This is a genomic window from Sphingomonas sp. KC8, from assembly GCF_002151445.1.
Taxonomy (GTDB): Bacteria; Pseudomonadota; Alphaproteobacteria; order Sphingomonadales; family Sphingomonadaceae; genus Sphingomonas_E.
In genome coordinates this window covers 690,819-707,869 of the sequence record NZ_CP016306.1, presented here as the reverse complement: position 1 = coordinate 707,869, position 17,051 = coordinate 690,819, and the positions used below count along the sequence as shown (strand labels likewise).

General features: G+C 63.5%; 15 protein-coding genes. 11 read left to right on the top strand and 4 right to left on the bottom strand.

The genetic code is table 11. The annotated features are described in order from the left end of the window. Nucleotides 1–8: 8 nt before the first annotated feature. The 6 genes from KC8_RS03270 (at nt 9) to KC8_RS03245 (ending at nt 5,844) form a co-directional block, all read left to right on the top strand. The gene (locus KC8_RS03270) at nt 9–1,265 is read left to right on the top strand and encodes a dihydrolipoamide acetyltransferase family protein (RefSeq protein ID WP_010125032.1); all 1,257 of its coding nucleotides are present in this window, start codon (nt 9–11) and stop codon (nt 1,263–1,265) included. A gap of 61 nt (nt 1,266–1,326) precedes the next feature. Beyond that, nucleotides 1,327–2,691 (top strand): DNA repair protein RadA, encoded by a 1,365-nt coding sequence (gene radA / locus KC8_RS03265; RefSeq protein ID WP_010125034.1) that lies wholly within the window; start codon nt 1,327–1,329, stop codon nt 2,689–2,691. An 11-nt stretch (nt 2,692–2,702) separates the two neighbouring features. Then, nucleotides 2,703–3,239: a CvpA family protein gene (locus KC8_RS03260; RefSeq protein ID WP_010125035.1), complete on the top strand. Its 537-nt coding sequence runs from the start codon at nt 2,703–2,705 to the stop codon at nt 3,237–3,239. A gap of 51 nt (nt 3,240–3,290) precedes the next feature. Beyond that, entirely contained in the window at nt 3,291–3,734 is a 444-nt protein-coding gene (locus KC8_RS03255) for an iron-sulfur cluster assembly scaffold protein (RefSeq protein ID WP_010125036.1), read from the top strand. Next, nucleotides 3,731–5,503 carry a cation:proton antiporter domain-containing protein gene (locus tag KC8_RS03250; RefSeq protein ID WP_010125037.1) on the top strand — a complete coding sequence of 591 codons (1,773 nt, stop codon included), beginning with the start codon at nt 3,731–3,733 and terminating at the stop codon, nt 5,501–5,503. Before KC8_RS03255 ends, KC8_RS03250 begins: the two co-directional genes overlap by 4 nt. Nucleotides 5,504–5,508: 5 nt before the next feature. Then, nucleotides 5,509–5,844, top strand: coding sequence for a DUF423 domain-containing protein (locus KC8_RS03245; protein ID WP_029624464.1), 336 nt, complete (start codon nt 5,509–5,511; stop codon nt 5,842–5,844). Nucleotides 5,845–5,866: 22 nt separating this feature from the next. On the opposite strand, the gene hutU is transcribed toward KC8_RS03245, so the two are convergent. The 4 genes from hutU to hutI are packed head-to-tail and all read right to left on the bottom strand — an operon-like array spanning nt 5,867 to nt 11,074. Continuing rightward, nucleotides 5,867–7,531 (bottom strand): urocanate hydratase, encoded by a 1,665-nt coding sequence (gene hutU / locus KC8_RS03240; protein ID WP_010125039.1) that lies wholly within the window; start codon nt 7,529–7,531, stop codon nt 5,867–5,869. Beyond that, nucleotides 7,528–8,349 carry an N-formylglutamate deformylase gene (hutG, locus tag KC8_RS03235; protein WP_010125041.1) on the bottom strand — a complete coding sequence of 274 codons (822 nt, stop codon included), beginning with the start codon at nt 8,347–8,349 and terminating at the stop codon, nt 7,528–7,530. Before hutG ends, hutU begins: the two co-directional genes overlap by 4 nt. Then, nucleotides 8,346–9,869, bottom strand: a complete 1,524-nt coding sequence (gene hutH, locus KC8_RS03230; protein WP_010125043.1) for a histidine ammonia-lyase — start codon at nt 9,867–9,869, stop codon at nt 8,346–8,348. Before hutH ends, hutG begins: the two co-directional genes overlap by 4 nt. Beyond that, nucleotides 9,866–11,074, bottom strand: coding sequence for an imidazolonepropionase (gene hutI / locus KC8_RS03225; RefSeq protein WP_010125044.1), 1,209 nt, complete (start codon nt 11,072–11,074; stop codon nt 9,866–9,868). Before hutI ends, hutH begins: the two co-directional genes overlap by 4 nt. A 68-nt stretch (nt 11,075–11,142) precedes the next feature. On the opposite strand from hutI, the gene KC8_RS03220 reads away from it, so the two are divergent. The 5 genes from KC8_RS03220 to KC8_RS03200 all read left to right on the top strand — a co-directional run bounded on the left by KC8_RS03220 (nt 11,143) and on the right by KC8_RS03200 (nt 17,003). Continuing rightward, nucleotides 11,143–12,507: a formimidoylglutamate deiminase gene (locus tag KC8_RS03220; protein WP_010125045.1), complete on the top strand. Its 1,365-nt coding sequence runs from the start codon at nt 11,143–11,145 to the stop codon at nt 12,505–12,507. Then, on the top strand, nt 12,504–13,208 hold the full coding sequence (gene hutC / locus KC8_RS03215; RefSeq protein ID WP_010125046.1) for a histidine utilization repressor: 705 nt from the start codon (nt 12,504–12,506) through the stop codon (nt 13,206–13,208). Before KC8_RS03220 ends, hutC begins: the two co-directional genes overlap by 4 nt. A 191-nt stretch (nt 13,209–13,399) precedes the next feature. Beyond that, on the top strand, nt 13,400–13,903 hold the full coding sequence (locus tag KC8_RS03210; protein WP_010125048.1) for an SRPBCC domain-containing protein: 504 nt from the start codon (nt 13,400–13,402) through the stop codon (nt 13,901–13,903). Beyond that, on the top strand, nt 13,903–14,655 hold the full coding sequence (locus KC8_RS03205) for a glutathione S-transferase C-terminal domain-containing protein (protein ID WP_010125050.1): 753 nt from the start codon (nt 13,903–13,905) through the stop codon (nt 14,653–14,655). The genes KC8_RS03210 and KC8_RS03205 overlap by 1 nt, the downstream gene beginning before the upstream one ends. Before the next feature lie 26 nt (nt 14,656–14,681). Further along, nucleotides 14,682–17,003, top strand: coding sequence for a TonB-dependent receptor (locus KC8_RS03200; RefSeq protein WP_010125051.1), 2,322 nt, complete (start codon nt 14,682–14,684; stop codon nt 17,001–17,003). The last annotated feature ends 48 nt before the right edge of the window (nt 17,004–17,051 follow it).

Below are 17,051 nucleotides of genomic sequence, written 5' to 3'. Positions count from 1 at the left end.
GATCGATCATGGCACGCTTCACGTTCAAACTGCCGGATATTGGCGAAGGCATTGCCGAGGCGGAGATCGTCGCCTGGCACGTCGCGGTGGGTGACGTTGTCGAGGAGGATCAGCCCCTCGCCGACGTGATGACCGACAAGGCGACAGTGGAAATGACGGCGCCGGTTGCCGGCAAGGTCCTCGAAATTGCCGGAGCGGCGGGCGATATGATCGCCATCGGCGCGGTGCTGGCGGTGTTTGAGGCTGATGGCGAAGAAGAGGCTGCGCCTGAGATGACATCCGCTCCTGCTCCCTTGCCTGAACAAGAGGGGCCTGGAGTAGGTAGCGAGCGCAGCGAGCCTTCCGCGCCGCCTGCTCCATCGCCATCAGTACCGGCATCAGCGCCGCCCCCAAACGCCGCGAAAGGCGCTGCCCCACGAACCCTCGCATCGCCGGCCGTGCGCCAGCGGGCAAAAGATCTGGGTATTGATCTGGCATCGGTGAAATCCGCGCAGGGCGATCGTGTGCGCCATGCCGATCTCGACGCATTCCTCACCTACAATCAGGGCTATCGCCCGGCCGGCGGAACGCGGCCGGACGAAGTGGTGAAGGTGATTGGTCTGCGCCGCCGCATTGCCGAAAATATGGCGGCAGCCAAGCGCCACATCCCGCATTTCACCTATGTCGAGGAATTCGACGTCACCAAGCTGGAAGATCTGCGCGCTGACCTGAATGCGACGCGCGGCGACCGGCCCAAGCTGACGATGCTGCCGCTGCTGATCGTCGCGATCTGCAAGGCATTGCCGGAATTTCCGATGATCAACGCACGCTATGATGACGAAGCGGGCGTGGTGACGCGCTACGGCTCCGTCCATCTTGGCATGGCTGCGCAGACGGACGCGGGGCTGATGGTGCCGGTGATCCGCGATGCCCAAAGCCGCAACGTCTGGCAGCTTGCCGCGGAGATTAAGCGGCTGGCCGATGCCGCACGCACCGGCAAGGCGAAGTCGGAGGAACTGTCGGGTTCGACACTGACTGTCACCTCGCTTGGGCCTCTCGGCGGGATTGCCACGACCCCGGTGATCAACCGGCCGGAAGTGGCGATCATCGGCCCGAACAAGGTGGTCGAGCGGCCGGTGATCCGCGATGGCGAAATTGCGGTCGCCAAGCTGATGAACCTGTCCATTTCCTGCGATCACCGCGTCGTCGACGGGTGGGATGCGGCCAGCTTTGTTCAGGCGGTAAAACGGCTCGTCGAAACGCCGGCGCTCCTGTTCGTCGACTGACGGCATTGCGCCGGGCATAGGGCTTGGCTATGTTCCCGGTCTGTTCAGGATCGGGAGCCTTATGGCCAAGCCCCAGAAGCGTTATGTCTGCCAGGCGTGCGGAAGTGCCACGACGAAGTGGCAGGGGCAGTGTGTCGATTGCGGCGAATGGAACACGCTGTCCGAAGAATTGTCCAATGTCACCGTCTTTTCGGCCAGGCATGACCTGCGCACGGGGGGCCGGTCGTTCGAAATGCTGGGGCTTGATGCGGATATCGCGCTGCCCCCCCGCATGGCGACGGGCATCGCCGAATTCGATCGTGCACTGGGTGGCGGGCTGGTGGCGGGGTCGGCCACGCTGATCGGCGGGGATCCGGGGATCGGTAAATCCACCTTGTTGTTGCAGGCGGCGGCAAAGCTGGCGCTGGCGGGACGCGAGATCGCGTATATTTCGGGTGAGGAAGCGACCGATCAGGTGCGCTTGCGCGCGCGGCGGCTGGGGCTGGGGATGGCCCCGGTCAAGCTGGCATCGGCCACGTCGGTCCGCGACATTCTGACGACTTTGGGGCAGGGCGCACCGCCCGCCTTGCTGGTGATCGATTCGATCCAGACCATGCATTCGGACCTGATCGAAGGCGCGCCCGGCACGGTCAGTCAGGTCCGCGCATCGGCGCATGAACTGATTCGGTTCGCCAAGGAACGTGGTACCGCGCTAATTCTGGTTGGCCATGTCACCAAGGATGGCAGCATCGCCGGGCCACGCGTGCTGGAACATATGGTCGATACCGTGCTCGCTTTCGAAGGCGAGCGCAGCCACCAGTATCGCATCTTGCGCGCGATCAAGAACCGTTTTGGCGGGACCGACGAAATCGGTGTGTTTTCGATGGCCGAACAGGGGCTGGACGAGGTTTCCAATCCCAGTGCCCTGTTCCTGACCCATCGGGGGGACGAAATGGCGGGGGCGACGGTATTTCCTGCGATGGAAGGCACGCGGCCGGTACTCGTCGAAATTCAGGCGCTGGTAGTGCGGCTGGCCAGCGGCGCGACGCCGCGGCGCGCGGTGGTCGGCTGGGATTCAGGCCGGCTGGCGATGATCCTGGCGGTGCTGGAGGCGCGGTGCGGGCTGAGCTTTTCCACCGCCGAAGTTTATTTGAATGTCGCTGGCGGCTATCGCCTGTCCGATCCCGCCGCCGATCTGGCGGTGGCGGCAGCGTTGATTTCCGCGCTTGCCGAACGACCCGTGCCGGCGGATTCGGTAACGTTTGGCGAGGTGTCCCTATCCGGCGAAATCCGCCCGGTGGCCCATGGTGCGTTGCGCTTGAAGGAGGCGGCCAAGCTTGGCTTCCGACGCGGATTGGTGTCGCCGGGTCTGGAAGGGGGCGACATTCGCCTGTCTGCCTTCGGTACGCTGGGCGCGCTCGTTGACCACCTGCTGGGGCGCGACTAGCAGACAGTGCCATGAACCTCACCGCACTTGATATCATCGTCCTCATTCTGATGGGGGGCGGCGCCGTAATGGGTGGTTTGCGCGGCTTCGTCGCCGAAATGCTGTCGCTGTTTGCCTGGGTGGCCGCTATCATCGCGGTGAAAATCGCCCACGGACCTGTTACCGAATGGCTGGCGGCGCCGGTGGGTACGCACATGGGGGCCGCGGTGCTGGCTTTTGCGCTGATCTTCATCTCCGTGTTCGTAACCGGCAAATTGCTGGCCGCGCGGATGGGGCAGCAGACACGGCAATCGGTGCTTGGCCCGGTTGATCGCGTGCTTGGCTTCGGTTTTGGCGGGGTCAAAGGGTTGATCCTTGCCGCGTTGCTGTTCCTGGCGGCAAATTTGGCAAGCGATGTGATTAGTGGCGCTTCGTCGGAACGGCCGGAATGGATGCGGGATTCGCGTACCTTTCCGCTACTCAATGCCAGCAGTCGCGCGATCGTCGATTTCGTCGAAATGCGCAGCAAAAATGGTGGCGCCGGAGAAAAGCGAGCGGACAAGCGATAATTTGACGCTTTAGGGGTGTTGTGTCGGCGCGCCGGCCTTTAAACGGCGGGTATGGCCGCCGCACTGTACAATAATGAGATATTGAGGCTGGCAACGGCCATTCCGCATCAGCATCGTCTGGAAGATCCACAGGCAAGCGTCGAACGGCGATCGCCGGTGTGTGGCAGCCGGGTAACCGTTGATGTGCGGGTGGATGCGACCGGCCGGATCGTGGCGTTGGGGCAGGAGGTGCGCGCTTGCGCCCTTGGCCAGGCGTCCGCATCCCTGATGGCGGCCCATGCGCTGGGCCGGAGCGTGGATGAACTCGTCGGGGCGCGCGATACGCTGACGGCGTTTCTGGCTGGTGATCGCGACGATCCCGGCGATTGGCCGGGGCTGGCGATCTTTGTCCCGGCACGTCCATATCCGGCGCGGCACGCGTCGATCCGGCTGGCGTTCGAAGCCGTGGCGGAAGCGGCTTCCATTGCCGTCAGCATGTCCGAGCCTGCCGCATGACCGAGGAACATGTCACCACATTGCTGGTGCGCGACGGCGTTGTGCTGCTGGGTGCGGGGCTGGTGCTGGTCATCCTGTTTCGCAGGCTCGGTCTGGGCGCGGTGCTGGGCTATCTGGTTGCCGGGGCGTTGATCGGCCCGCAGGGTTTGGGCCTTGTCGGCGATGCCGAAAGCAAGCTGGGGATCGCCGAACTGGGCATCGTCCTGCTGCTGTTCATTGTCGGGCTGGATTTGCACCCGAGCCGTCTGCTCCGCCTGCGCCGCGACATTTTTGGGCTGGGGCTGGCGCAGGTGGTGCTGTGCGGTGTCGCGCTGGCGGCATTTTTGAGTGTTTCGACGGAGTTTTCGACTGCGGCGGTACTGGCGCTCGGCCTGCCGCTGGCCTTGTCATCGACTGCGCAGGTACTGCCGATGCTGCGTTCCGCCGGGCGGCTGAACACGCCGTTCGGGGAAAAAAGCTTTTCGATCCTGTTGTTTCAGGATCTGTCGATCGTTCCACTGATCACGATCATTGCGGCGCTGTCGCGTGCGCCGGCAGATGCGTCGGCGCCGCCGGGCTGGCTGCTTGCGGTGTATACGGTTGGGGCGATCATCGGGCTGGTGCTGGCCGGGCGCTACATCCTCAACCCGCTGTTCCGGCTGATCGGTGGACTGGGCGAGCGCGAACTGTTCGTCGCCGCCGGCCTGTTCACCGTGCTGGCCGCCGCCGCCGTGATGGAGGCGCTGCACCTGTCGACGGCGCTGGGCGCCTTTATCGCGGGCGTGATGCTGGCGGATTCGCCTTACCGGCATGAACTGGAGGCGGATGTCGAACCATTCCGCACCTTGCTGCTCGGGCTGTTCTTCATCGCGGTCGGCATGATGCTGGACCTGAACGCGATCGCGACCCGGCCGCTGTTCGTGCTGTCGCTGGCGGCGGCCGTGGTGATCATCAAGACTGGCGTCATTTTCGGGCTGGCGCGGCTGTTTGGCGTTGCGACCCGGCAGGCCTTTGCCTTGGGACTGTTGCTCAGCCAGGGGGGCGAATTCGCGTTCGTACTGTTCGGGCAGGCCCAGAGTGCACAGTTGATCGCCCCCGAAGCGGCCAGCCTGTTTGGCGCGGTGGTCACGCTGTCGATGGCGACGACACCGTTCCTGATGATGCTATCCCGGCGCTTCACCGGCGAGCCTGCTCCACGCGAAGACATGGAAGGACCGGCCGATCGGCCCGAAGGAACCGCGATCCTCGTCGGTTATGGCCGGTTCGGCCAGACGGTGGCGCAGATGCTGATGGCGAAATCGATCGACGTGACGGTGATCGACAATCAGCCCGAGACGATCGACCGCAGCAGTGGTTTCGGCATGAAGGTCTATTATGGCGATGGCCGTCGGCTCGATCTTTTGCGGCAGGCGGGGGCCGATAAGGCGCGCGCGATCATCTACTGCGTCGATGATCGCTTGCTCGACAAGGAAGGGCTGAAATCGGCGCTGGATACCTTCCCGCAGGCCGCAGTCCTGGTGCGGGCCTATGATCGGCGCTCGCTGATCCGCCTGGATGGCCTCGATATCGCGGGCAGCGTGCGCGAAATGTTTGAATCCGCCGTGCTGATGGGCCGCAAGGCGCTGGAAGCGGTGGGGGTCGAGTTGGACGAGATCAACCGGGTCGAGCGCGAATATCGTGATCGCGATGCGATCCGCCTCGAAATGCAGAGCAAATCGGGGGACCTGCATACCGCCAAGGATATGATGTTCGGTCCCAACAATCCAATGGAAGGAAATGAGCGGGCGTGAAGCGGATGGGATGGGTTGCCGCGCTGGCCGGGCTTTCGGGCGCGATGGCGGTGACGGCAGGCGCGTTCGGCGCGCATGGTGCATCGGGCAAGGCGGTGGAATGGTTGCGGACGGGGGCTACCTATCAGTTGGTCCATGCCGCCGCCGCGCTTGCCATTCACGGCCTGCCGCGCGGACGGATGCCGGCCCTGTTGATGCTGGTCGGTGCGCTGGTGTTTTCGGGAACGCTCTACGCCATGGCTTTCGGCGCCCCGCGCTGGCTGGGTGCGGTGACGCCGCTTGGCGGGATCGCGATGATCGGCGGGTGGCTGCTCCTCGCGCTTGTCGCCTTGCGGCGGTAGAGCGCGAGAAGCCGTAGGCCTTTTACAGAATGCCGGGCAGATCCAGTCCCTGTTCGCGGGCGCAATCGCGGGCGATGGCGTAGCCGGCGTCGGCGTGACGCATCACGCCTGTCGCCGGGTCGTTCCACAGCACGCGTTCCAGCCGGCGCGCGGCGGTCTCGGTGCCGTCGGCGACGATCACCATGCCCGAATGCTGCGAAAAGCCCATGCCGACGCCGCCGCCATGATGCAGCGACACCCAGGTCGCGCCCGATGCGGTGTTCAGCAGGGCGTTGAGCAACGGCCAGTCGGACACCGCATCCGATCCATCGGCCATCGCCTCCGTCTCGCGATTGGGGCTGGCGACCGATCCGCTGTCGAGATGATCACGGCCGATGACGATCGGGGCCTTGAGTTCGCCGCTCGCCACCATTTCGTTGAAGGCCATGCCCAGCCGGTGGCGATCGCCAAGGCCGACCCAGCAGATGCGTGCGGGCAGGCCCTGAAACTGGATCCGTTCGGCCGCCATATCCAGCCAGTTGTGAAGGTGGGGATTGTCGGGGATCAGTTCCTTCACCTTGGCATCGGTGCGGGCGATGTCTTCGGGATCGCCGGATAGCGCCACCCAGCGGAACGGGCCGATTCCGCGGCAGAATAAGGGCCGGATATAAGCGGGCACGAAACCGGGGAAATCAAATGCGTTGGCAACACCGGTTTCCAGCGCCATCTGACGGATATTGTTGCCATAATCGACGGTCGGTACACCCGCTGCTTGAAAATCCAGCATCGCCTGAACATGGACCGCCATGGATTGCTTGGCGGCGACGGTGACGGCGGCGGGATCGCGTTCGCGCATCGTTGCCCATTGTTCCAGCGACCAGCCGGCGGGAAGATAGCCGTTGACCGGGTCATGCGCCGATGTCTGATCGGTCAGCAGATCAGGGCGGATGCCACGGCGATACATCTCCGGCAGGATTTCGGCGGCATTGCCGAGCAGGCCGACCGATACGGCTTTCTTGTCGGCGCAGGCGCGTTCGATGATTGCCATCGCTTCGTCGATCGTACTGGCGGCATGATCGAGATAGCCGGTGCGCAGCCGCATTTCGATCCGCGATGGCTGGCATTCGATGGCAAGGCAGGATGCGCCGGCCATCACGCTGGCCAGCGGCTGCGCGCCACCCATGCCGCCCAAGCCCGCCGTCAGCAGCCATTTGCCCGATAGATCGCCGCCATGGTGCTGGCGGCCCATTTCGACGAAAGTTTCGTAGGTGCCCTGAACGATGCCCTGGCTACCGATATAGATCCATGACCCGGCGGTCATCTGGCCGTACATCGCCAGTCCTTTGGCGTCTAACTCGTGGAAATGCTCCCAGTTCGCCCAATGGGGGACGAGGTTGGAATTGGCCAGCAGCACGCGCGGCGCATCGGCATGGGTGCGGAACACGCCGACCGGCTTGCCCGATTGGATGAGAAGGGTTTGATCGTCCTCCAGCCGTTTCAGCGTCTCGACGATCCGGTCATAGCTTTCCCAGTCGCGCGCGGCGCGGCCGATGCCGCCATAGACCACCAGTTCCTCCGGCCGCTCGGCGACATCGGGATGGAGGTTGTTCATCAGCATCCGCAACGGGGCCTCTGTCAGCCAGCTTTTGGCGGAAAGCGTGGTGCCGGTTGCGGGGCGGATGATGCGGCTATTGTCGAGGCGGGTCATGCTGGGTCCTTGGCAAAGGCGATGCAGGCAGAAAGGATGCGTTCGAGTGCGGCCCGCAATGGCGCGGCACGGGCGTCGTCGAACGGCGGGGGCCAGTTGTCGGGTGATGCGGGGTCGGCCGGCTCATCCATGTAGCCCCGGCAGGCCAGTTCCATCTGGATTGCGTGGATCCCGTTGGCGGGCGCGCCATAATGGCGGGTGATCCAGCCACCGCGAAACCGGCCGTTGGTGACACGGCTGAACGGCGATGCGTCGCAAGCGGCTTCAACCGCTGCGGTCAGGGCAGGCGCACAACTGGCGCCGTCATATGTGCCGATGTTGAATTGGGGCAGTTCACCATCGAACAGGCGTGGCACATGGCTGCGGATCGAATGTGCGTCATAGACGACGATCGCGGGATGGATGGCGCGCAGCCGAGCGATTTCGGCCGTCAGTGCGGTATGATAGGGAGCGAAATAGGCCGCGCGGCGGCGGGCGATTTCGGTTTCATCCGGCGCCTGACCCGGACCGTAAAGCGGTTCGCCATCGAACGTCTCCACCGGGCATAATCCGGTTGTCGTCTGGCCGGGATAAAGCGACACGCCCGCTGGATCGCGATTGACGTCGATCGCGGTGCGCGACAGCCGGGTGCGCACCGTCGTCGCCCCCATGTCGCGCGCAAAGGCGTAGAGCCGGTCAACCCACCAGTCGGCGTCCTTGCGGGCGATCCAGGCGGACGGCAGTGTCGCCTCGATCTCCGCCGGGATGTCCGTTCCCGTATGCGGCAGGCTGATGATCAGCGGACCATCGCCGCGACGAATTTCCAGCCAATCGGTCATGCCAGCCCCGGCAGATTTGCCAGTCGGTTCAGATGTTCATCGCGCACCAGCGTGGCGGCAACCATCATATCGGGGTGGAAATGCCGGTCGTTCTGCAAAGTCGGCACCCTGGCGCGCAGCAGGGCGCGGGCGGCCTCCAGTGGTTCGCTGGATTGCAGGGGCGCATGGAAGTCGCACCCTTGCGCGGCCGCGAGATATTCGATCGCAATCACGTTGCAGGCGTTTTCCGCCATTGCCATCAGTCGGCGCGCGCCGTGCGCCGCCATTGATACATGATCCTCCTGGTTGGCGGATGTCGGGATGGAATCGACGCTGGCCGGATAGGCACGCTGCTTGTTTTCCGAAACCAGCGCCGCCGCCGTCACCTGCGGGATCATGAAACCCGAGTTGAGGCCGGGATGCGGGGTGAGGAAGGCCGGAAGGCCCGACAAGGCCGGGTCTACCAACATCGCAATCCGCCGTTCGGCGATCGATCCGATCTCGCAGATCGCCAGTGCGATCATGTCCGCGGCGAAGGCGACGGGTTCGGCATGGAAGTTCCCGCCCGACAATGCTTCATCGGTATCGGCGAAGATCAGCGGGTTATCCGACACGCCATTGGCTTCGGTGGCCAATGTGGTTCCGGCCTGACGGAGCAGATCGAGTACCGCGCCCATCACCTGCGGCTGGCAGCGCAAGCAATACGGGTCCTGCACGCGCGCATCGCCTTCGAGGTGCGAGGCGCGGATCGCCGACCCGCTCATCAAGCCACGCAACGCATCACCGACCGCGATCTGGCCGGCATGGCGGCGCAGTTGGTGGATGCGGGGATCGAACGGCGCGTCGGAACCCTTGGCGGCTTCGGTCGATAGTGCACCGGTGATCAGCGCCGATCGGAACAGATTTTCCGCCTCGAACAGGCCGGCGAGCGCATAGGCCGTCGAAAATTGCGTGCCATTGAGCAGCGCCAGCCCTTCCTTGGGGCCAAGGGCGAGGGGGGCGATGCCGGCCCCCGCCAGTGCCTTATCCGCTGGAACGCGCGCGCCATCGACGATGATCTCGCCCACGCCGATCATCGCCGCCGCCATATGGGCCAGCGGGGCCAGATCGCCGCTTGCGCCGACCGATCCTTGCGCCGGGATTAGCGGGGTCAATCCACGCGCCAGCATCGTTTCCAGCATCGCCACGGTTTCCGGCCGGACGCCCGATGCGCCGTGCGCGAAGCTGGCGAGCTTGAGCGCCATCATCAGCCGGGCGACGGGCACCGGCATCGGATCGCCGACGCCGGCGGCATGGCTCAGCACGATATTGCGCTGGAGTGTTGCCAGATCGTCGCTTTCGATGCGGACGCTGGCCAGCTTCCCAAAGCCGGTGTTGATGCCATAAACCGGCGCGCCGCGTGCCAAGATGCGTTCGATCGCCGCCGCGCTCGCGGCGATGGCCGGGGCCGTCGCCGGGTCGAGCCGCGCGTTCGCGCCTCGATAAATCGCACGCCAGTCGGCAAGCGAGGCGTTCCCGGCGTTCAGGATGATCTCGGTCATTGCCCTCTCCAGATGCGGGCATGGAGCGGGTTATACCCCATGCGATAAACAAGTTCAGCCGGCCGCTCGATGTTCCAGATCGCCAGATCGCAGGCCTTGCCGGCTTCCAGCGTGCCGGTGCGATCGGCGATCCCCAACGCGCGGGCGGCTTCGCGGGTCATCCCGGCGATGCATTCGGGCACGGTGAGGCGGAACAGCGTGGCGGCCATGTTCATGGCGAGCAGTGGTGACGTCAGCGGCGATGTGCCGGGGTTGCAATCGGTTGCCAGTGCGATCGGCACGGCGGCGGCACGCAATGCAGCGACCGGTGGCAATGTGGTGTCGCGCATGAAATAAAAGGCGCCGGGCAGCAGCACCGCCACCGTTCCGCTGTGCGCCATCGCCGCAACCCCGGCGTCGTCGAGATGTTCGAGATGATCGGCCGACAGCGCGCCATATTCGGCCGCGAGCGCCGCGCCATGCAGATTGGAAAGCTGTTCCGCATGCAGCTTGATCGGCAGGCCATGCACGCGTGCCGTTGCAAATATGCGGGCGACCTGCACGGGCGAAAAACCGATCCCTTCGCAAAAGGCGTCCACCGCATCGGCCAGCCCTTCGGCGGCGATCGTGGGGATCATGTCGGCGACGATATGGTCGACATAGCCATCGGCGTCGCCGGCAAATTCAGGCGGCAGCGCGTGCGCGCCGAGGAAGGTGGTGGCAATCGTCACCGCGCGCTGATCCCCCAGGGCGCGGGCCGCGCGGAGCATCTTGCGTTCCTGATCGAGCGCGAGGCCGTAGCCCGACTTGATTTCAACCGTCGTGACACCTTCGCCGATCAGCGCGTCGAGGCGGGGGAGGGCGGAGGCGACCAGTTCGGCCTCGTTCGCCGCGCGTGTCGCCATCATCGTGGAAACGATGCCGCCGCCTGCTCGCGCAATCTCTTCATAAGAGGCACCGGCCAGCCTCAATTCGAACTCGTGCGCGCGATCGCCGCCATGAACGAGGTGGGTGTGGCAATCGATCAGGCCGGGCGTGATCCAGCGGCCTTGGCAATCGATGATCTCGGCCGCGTCGATCCCCGACGGGGCATCGGCGGCAGGGCCGGCATATTGGATGATCCCATCGCGACAGGCGATGATGCCGTTGTCCACCTCGCCCAATCCGGGCGTGTTCGGCGCGAGCGTGGCGAGGCGGGCGTTCCGCCAGATGCGATCATATTGCATCGATCTGAGTCCCTTCCTCTCGGCCGTGATAATGTCTATACATATTCACGAACGAGGGAGGCTGTCCAGTGGAGCAATTGCCGGCAATCCATTTTCGCACCGCTTTGTTGCCGGATGGCTGGGCGCATGACGTGCGGATCGAAACGGCGGCGGGGCGCATCGCTTGCATCGATACCGGCGTATCGGCGCAGCCGCGTGACGAGCGCGCCGCGATCGGCCTGCCGGGCATGGCGAACCTGCACAGCCATGCCTTCCAGCGTGCGATGGCCGGGCTGACGGGTAAGCGCGGTCCGGGCGCCGATAGTTTTTGGACGTGGCGTGAATGGATGTATCGTTTCGTTGGCCGGCTGACGCCCGATGATGTCGAGGCAATTGCGGCGCTGGCCTTCGTCGAGATGGTGGAGGCCGGCTTCACCCGCGTGGGCGAGTTTCATTATCTGCACCACGATTTCGGCGGGCAGTGCTTTGCCGATCCGGCCGAAATGGGTGCGCGGATTGCGGCCGCTGCGGGCACGGCGGGGATCGGGTTGACCTTGCTGCCGGTCTTTTATGCGCAAGGGGGATTTGGTGGCGTTCCCGCCGGTGACGGGCAGGCGCGTTTTCTGTCGACGCCGGACAGCTATGCCCGGCTGATCGAAGCGAGCCGGCACGTCGTTGCCCCGCTGGGCGATGCGCTGGTCGGCGTCGCGCCGCACAGCCTGCGCGCCGTGACACCCGATGCGCTGGCGGCAATCCTGCCGCTGGCCAACGGCAACCCGATCCACATCCATATCGCCGAACAGGTGCGCGAAGTGGAGGACTGTGTCGCCTGGAGCGGGCGCCGTCCGGTCGAATGGCTGTTCGATCATGTCGCGGTGGATGGGCGCTGGTGTCTGGTCCATGCCACCCATATGACGGCGGATGAAACGCACGCGCTGGCGCGGTCAGGTGCGGTGGCCGGTATTTGCCCGATCACAGAGGCGGATTTGGGTGACGGGCTGTTTCCCGCGATTGATTATCGCGCCGCCGGCGGGGCATGGGGGATCGGCACGGATTCCAATGTCGCGATCGATATGGCTGATGAACTGCGCCTGTTCGAATATGGCCAGCGCCTCCACCATCGCGCGCGCAATGTGATCGCCGATGAAGGCGGTTTCAACGGCCGCGCTTTGTTCGACGGGGCATTGAAAGGCGGGGCGCAGGCGCTGGGCGTGGAGGCCGGCCTCAAGGTCGGCGCGCCAGCCGATTGGGCGACGCTTGATCCCGATCATGTCGGGCTGATTGGCCGGCAAGGCGATGCCCTGCTTGACAGTTTTCTGTTTGCATCCGGCCGTCACGCAATCGACGCCGTATGGCGCGGTGGTCGCAAAGTCGTTACGGGCGGCGTCCATCACGCCCGTGCGGCGGTGGTTTCGCGCTACTGCATGGTCCTGCAACGCCTGCTTATGACATGACGACGCTCAATCGAAAAATTCGCGCGCATATCGAACAGCGCATCCTGTCCGGCGAATGGCCGCCAGGGCACCGCATTCCGTTCGAACATGAACTGATGGCCGAATTTGCCTGTTCGCGGATGACGGTGAACAAGGCGATCGCCGCGCTGGTTGATGTCGGGCTGATCGTTCGCCGGCGGCGTGGTGGCTCGTTCGTGGCCGAACCGCGCGTCCATGCCCCGGTGCTCGCCGTTCCGGACATCCGCGCCGAGGTGGAGGCGCGTGGCCGGAAATACGGCCTGCAACTCTTGTCGCGGCAGCGCCGACGGGCCAACCCGCAGCGCGCTTATGAAGGGCAACTGGCCGATGGCGGTGAGCTGCTGGCGCTCGAATGCCTGCACATGGCGGATGATCGACCGTTCGGTTTGGAAGAACGGCTGATCAGTCTGGCGGTTGCGCCAGCCGCGGCAGATGCCGATTTCAGTGCGATCCCGCCGGGAACCTGGTTGCTCGATGCCGTGCCGTGGACCGAAGCGGAACATCGTATCGCTGCGATCAACGCCGATGATCGGATTGCCGGTTTGCTCGATGTGCCGTTGCATATTGCATGTTTGGCGGTCGAACGGCGAACATGGCGCGGCGATGCCGATGTCACCCATGTTCGGCAGATATTCCCGGGCACGGATTTCGATCTGATCGCGCGCTTCACGCCCAAATCGTGAAGGGGCGATTGCGTGAAGCGATGGCCATATGAATGGCAAATCCGCAACACTCGGTCCGCAAGTTGGTGTTTTGTCCCTTCTGCAACGTTACTTTGCGTAAGCGGCCATTGACGCGCCCGGGCTGTGGCTGCAACACAGCGGCGAACGCCCCGTTGCGATGGTGACAAGAAGGGCGGTTGATTTGCAGGAGTATGGATGTGGCCCAGACGGACGGAATGGCTCTCGATCCCGCGAATATCGTGCGATCCGAACGCATTGAAATCGACGCCCCCGCCAGCATCGTCTGGGAAATTCTCACTGACTTTGCCGCCTACAAGGCATGGAACCCGTTCTGCGTCGAATGCGACAGCAAGCTCGAAATGGGCGCGGCCGTGAACATGAAACTGGCTAGCTACACCATGCCCGGCCAGATCGTTCCCAACGTCGAATATATCTGCGCGATCGAACCGGAACGGCTGATTTCGTGGGAATTGCCTTATATGGAAATCTGGCCTTATCCCGCCCGGCGCGACCAGATCATCGAGCCACTGGGTGATGATCGTTGTTCCTACATCAGCACGGATGCCTTCTTTCAGGACAATGGCACGCATGTGATGCGGTTCTGCGGCGATTGGGTGAAGCGGGCTTTTGACGATACCGCGATCGCGCTGAAGGCGCGTGCAGAGGAGATGCACGCAAGCCGGAAGGCTGGCTGATGTTCGAAGTCCTCGGCATGAGCAGCCCGAACGTGCTCAAACTCGTCCTGATGCTGGAAGAGTGCGGGTTTGATTACCGGCTGCGCCATGTGGATGTGTTCGCCGGCCAGCAGTTCGATCCAGCCTTTTTGGCGATCAGCCCCAACAACAAGGTTCCGGTGCTGATCGATCATCGTGGGGCGGCGCCGTTTGCCGTGTTCGAAAGCGCGGCCGCCTTGCTCTATCTGGCGGAAGCGTCAGGCCGGATGATCCCGGCGGATGTTCAGCAACGGTCGCGCGCCATGTCGTGGCTGATGCTGCAAACGGCATCGATCGGCCCCATGTTCGGCCAGTATACGCACTTTTGCCGCTATGCCCCCGAAGCCGATCGGGCATATGGCGTGCGCCGGTACGAAAGCGAAGTCGCGCGGCTATTCGGTGTACTCGACAAGCGGCTGGCGGAAAGCGCCAATGTCGCCGGCGACGAATATGGCCTGGCGGATGTGGCGACCTGGCCGTGGATCCGGACGGCCGATACCATCTTTCCGCTGTTGCAGGACAAATCCGCCTGGCAGCGCTTTCCGGCGCTGCGCCGTTGGTTTGATGCGGGGCAGGGGCGCCCGGCCACCCAGCGCGCGGTGGCCGCACTCGATGGCCTTTTATCGGACGATATCGCCGCCTTCGGCCGGGCCGATGGCGACGCGATCGATCGTTTCTGCGGACGCGGTCGCCATGACCACGCCGCCAATATCACTGCCGCAACGACGGCCTGATCGAACCTTCTGGGAGGAAGTCTGCAATGCATATCACCCGTTTCAACCGTGGGGCGAGCGTTCTCGCGCTTACGATGATGCTCGGATCGGCGCCGGCGTTCGCGCAGGAGGCCGCGACACCCAGCAGTGGCCTGGAAGATATCGTCGTCACCGCGCAGAAGCGCGCCGAAAACGTGCAGCAGGTGCCGATCGCGATTTCGGCGGTCAATGCGGACTTCCTGAAGGCGCGCGACATCAGTTCGATCGACCAGCTTGGTTCGATCGCCCCGAACATGAAGATCGAACGCGCACCGTCGAACAAGACGATCACCCAGATCGCGATCCGCGGTTCGGTGACGATCAACCCGTCGATCACCTGGGAACCGGCGGTCGGCCTGTATGTCGATGGCGTCTATATCGCCAAGGCGCAGGGTTCGATCTTCGATATCGCCGATCTGGAACGCGTCGAAGTGCTGCGCGGGCCGCAGGGCACGCTCTACGGCCGCAACACGCTGGCCGGCGCGGTGAACCTCGTCACCAAGAAGCCATCGGGCGAACTGGGTGGTTCGGCTGAAATCACGTATGGCAATTTCGATTACTGGAAGGCCAAGGCCGTCCTCGATCTGCCCCAGATGGGCATTTTCTCGGCCAAGCTGTCCGGCCAGATCCAGAAGCGGGACGGGTTCACCCGGATTGATCCGGTCACCGGTTTCACCCCGCCGCAGATCAAGGATACCAACGATCTCGATAATCAGAGCTTCATGGTCCAGTTGCGCGCGGCGCCAACGGAAAATCTGACGCTCGATTATGCGTATGATTATACCAACTACAACCAGCGGCCCGATTATGCGCAGCTGTACCAGGTCAATCGCAATGGTGGGCCGGGTGATATCTTCGATCCCAACGCCGCAGCGCTACCGGGTGTACCGGGAAGCGGCTATTCCGGTATCCCGCTCTATCTCTTCGCCAACAAGGATCGGCAGAGCACGGGCAGCATCGACGGCGATGTGTACGAAAAGACGCGCACGCAGGGCCATGCGCTGACGGCTACGCTGGACCTCGGCTCGGCGACGCTGAAATCGATCAGCGCTTATCGCAAGCTCAAGTTCAACGACAATCTCGATCTCGATGGCTCGCCGCTCGATATCGCACTGACGCAGCGCAACACCAAATATCGTTCGTTCAGTCAGGAATTTCAGATTTCCGGCGCGACACTGGATGATCGCCTGAAATATGTCGCTGGCGTCTATTACTTCAAGGACAAGGCCGAGACGGACAACCCGCAGAGCTTCTTCTTCCACACGGCGAACTATGATTCATTCTATGGATCGCACACGGAAGCCTATGCGGCTTACGCACAGGTCGATTTCAGCGTCACCGATAAGCTCGTGCTGACCGGCGGCCTTCGCTACAATCACGAAAAGAAGGACATCAAGCGCTTCCTGGCGCTGAATGGTGGAACGCCCTTCATCGACGTCGATTATGGCGAAGTGCCGGACGCAAAGTATAACAACCTCAGCCCCGCCGCGACGATCCGGTACGAGATCACTGATCGCGTCAACGTCTATGCGCGTTATGCCAAGGGCTTCAAGTCGGGTGGCTATAACGGCGAAACCAACGAAGTCGCGGCACCGACTGCGGCTTGTCCGTCCGGTGCGACCGAGGTTTGCTTCCCCTACAAGCCCGAAAAGGTCGACAGCTACGAAATCGGCTTCAAGTCGCGTATGCTGGACAACAAGCTTCAGCTAAACGTCGCGGCGTTCTGGGACGAACATAAGGACATCCAGCTGGCCGTGTTCCGCGGTTCGGGCGCGGCGGCTTCGGTGGTGGAAAATGCCGGTGCTGCGCGCATTCGCGGTGTCGAGCTTGAAGCGATGGCCCGCCCGGCGGAGTTTCTTACGGTCAATGCGTCGTTCGCGATCCTCGACGCCAAGTATAAGTCGTTCATCGATGCCGGTCAGCAGGTCGCCAACAACCGCGCTTTCCCGCACACGCCCAAATATTCGGCGTCGATCGGTGTCGACTGGAAGGTGACTGAAGGCGATTGGGGCAAGTTCAACCTTGTTTCCGATCTGAACTATGTCGATAAATATTATACCTACCCCTATGCGCTTCGTGCTCCGGGCGCATCCGATCAGACGGCGCAGACCACCTTGTCGCAGGGCCGCACCATCGTGAACCTGCGTGGTGTTGTCTCCGATGTTCCGCTGGGCGGCGTGAATGCGCAGTTCTCGCTGTGGGTGAAGAACCTGTTCAAGGAAAACAACCCGACCAACTTCATCGATTTCGGCCCCAGCTTTGGTGGCCTGACGGTAGCTTATTATCCGGATCCGCGGACGTACGGCATCACTGCCGGTGTTCGCTTCTAAGATATAAGCTGAATGATCTGAAACCTCTCTCCGGCCCTGCCGGGGGGA

What these genes read in the sequence shown, in the direction of transcription:
- KC8_RS03210 (WP_010125048.1), top strand. Translation starts at nt 13,400, where the DNA reads ATGGATGTGGCCCAGACGGACGGAATGGCTCTCGATCCCGCGAATATC.
- KC8_RS03260 (WP_010125035.1), top strand. Translation starts at nt 2,703, where the DNA reads ATGAACCTCACCGCACTTGATATCATCGTCCTCATTCTGATGGGGGGC.
- hutC (WP_010125046.1), top strand. Translation starts at nt 12,504, where the DNA reads ATGACGACGCTCAATCGAAAAATTCGCGCGCATATCGAACAGCGCATC.
- KC8_RS03255 (WP_010125036.1), top strand. Translation starts at nt 3,291, where the DNA reads ATGGCCGCCGCACTGTACAATAATGAGATATTGAGGCTGGCAACGGCC.
- KC8_RS03270 (WP_010125032.1), top strand. Translation starts at nt 9, where the DNA reads ATGGCACGCTTCACGTTCAAACTGCCGGATATTGGCGAAGGCATTGCC.
- hutI (WP_010125044.1), bottom strand. Translation starts at nt 11,074, where the DNA reads ATGCAATATGATCGCATCTGGCGGAACGCCCGCCTCGCCACGCTCGCG.
- hutU (WP_010125039.1), bottom strand. Translation starts at nt 7,531, where the DNA reads ATGACCCGCCTCGACAATAGCCGCATCATCCGCCCCGCAACCGGCACC.
- hutH (WP_010125043.1), bottom strand. Translation starts at nt 9,869, where the DNA reads ATGACCGAGATCATCCTGAACGCCGGGAACGCCTCGCTTGCCGACTGG.
- radA (WP_010125034.1), top strand. Translation starts at nt 1,327, where the DNA reads ATGGCCAAGCCCCAGAAGCGTTATGTCTGCCAGGCGTGCGGAAGTGCC.
- hutG (WP_010125041.1), bottom strand. Translation starts at nt 8,349, where the DNA reads ATGACCGATTGGCTGGAAATTCGTCGCGGCGATGGTCCGCTGATCATC.
- KC8_RS03205 (WP_010125050.1), top strand. Translation starts at nt 13,903, where the DNA reads ATGTTCGAAGTCCTCGGCATGAGCAGCCCGAACGTGCTCAAACTCGTC.
- KC8_RS03250 (WP_010125037.1), top strand. Translation starts at nt 3,731, where the DNA reads ATGACCGAGGAACATGTCACCACATTGCTGGTGCGCGACGGCGTTGTG.
- KC8_RS03200 (WP_010125051.1), top strand. Translation starts at nt 14,682, where the DNA reads ATGCATATCACCCGTTTCAACCGTGGGGCGAGCGTTCTCGCGCTTACG.
- KC8_RS03245 (WP_029624464.1), top strand. Translation starts at nt 5,509, where the DNA reads ATGGGATGGGTTGCCGCGCTGGCCGGGCTTTCGGGCGCGATGGCGGTG.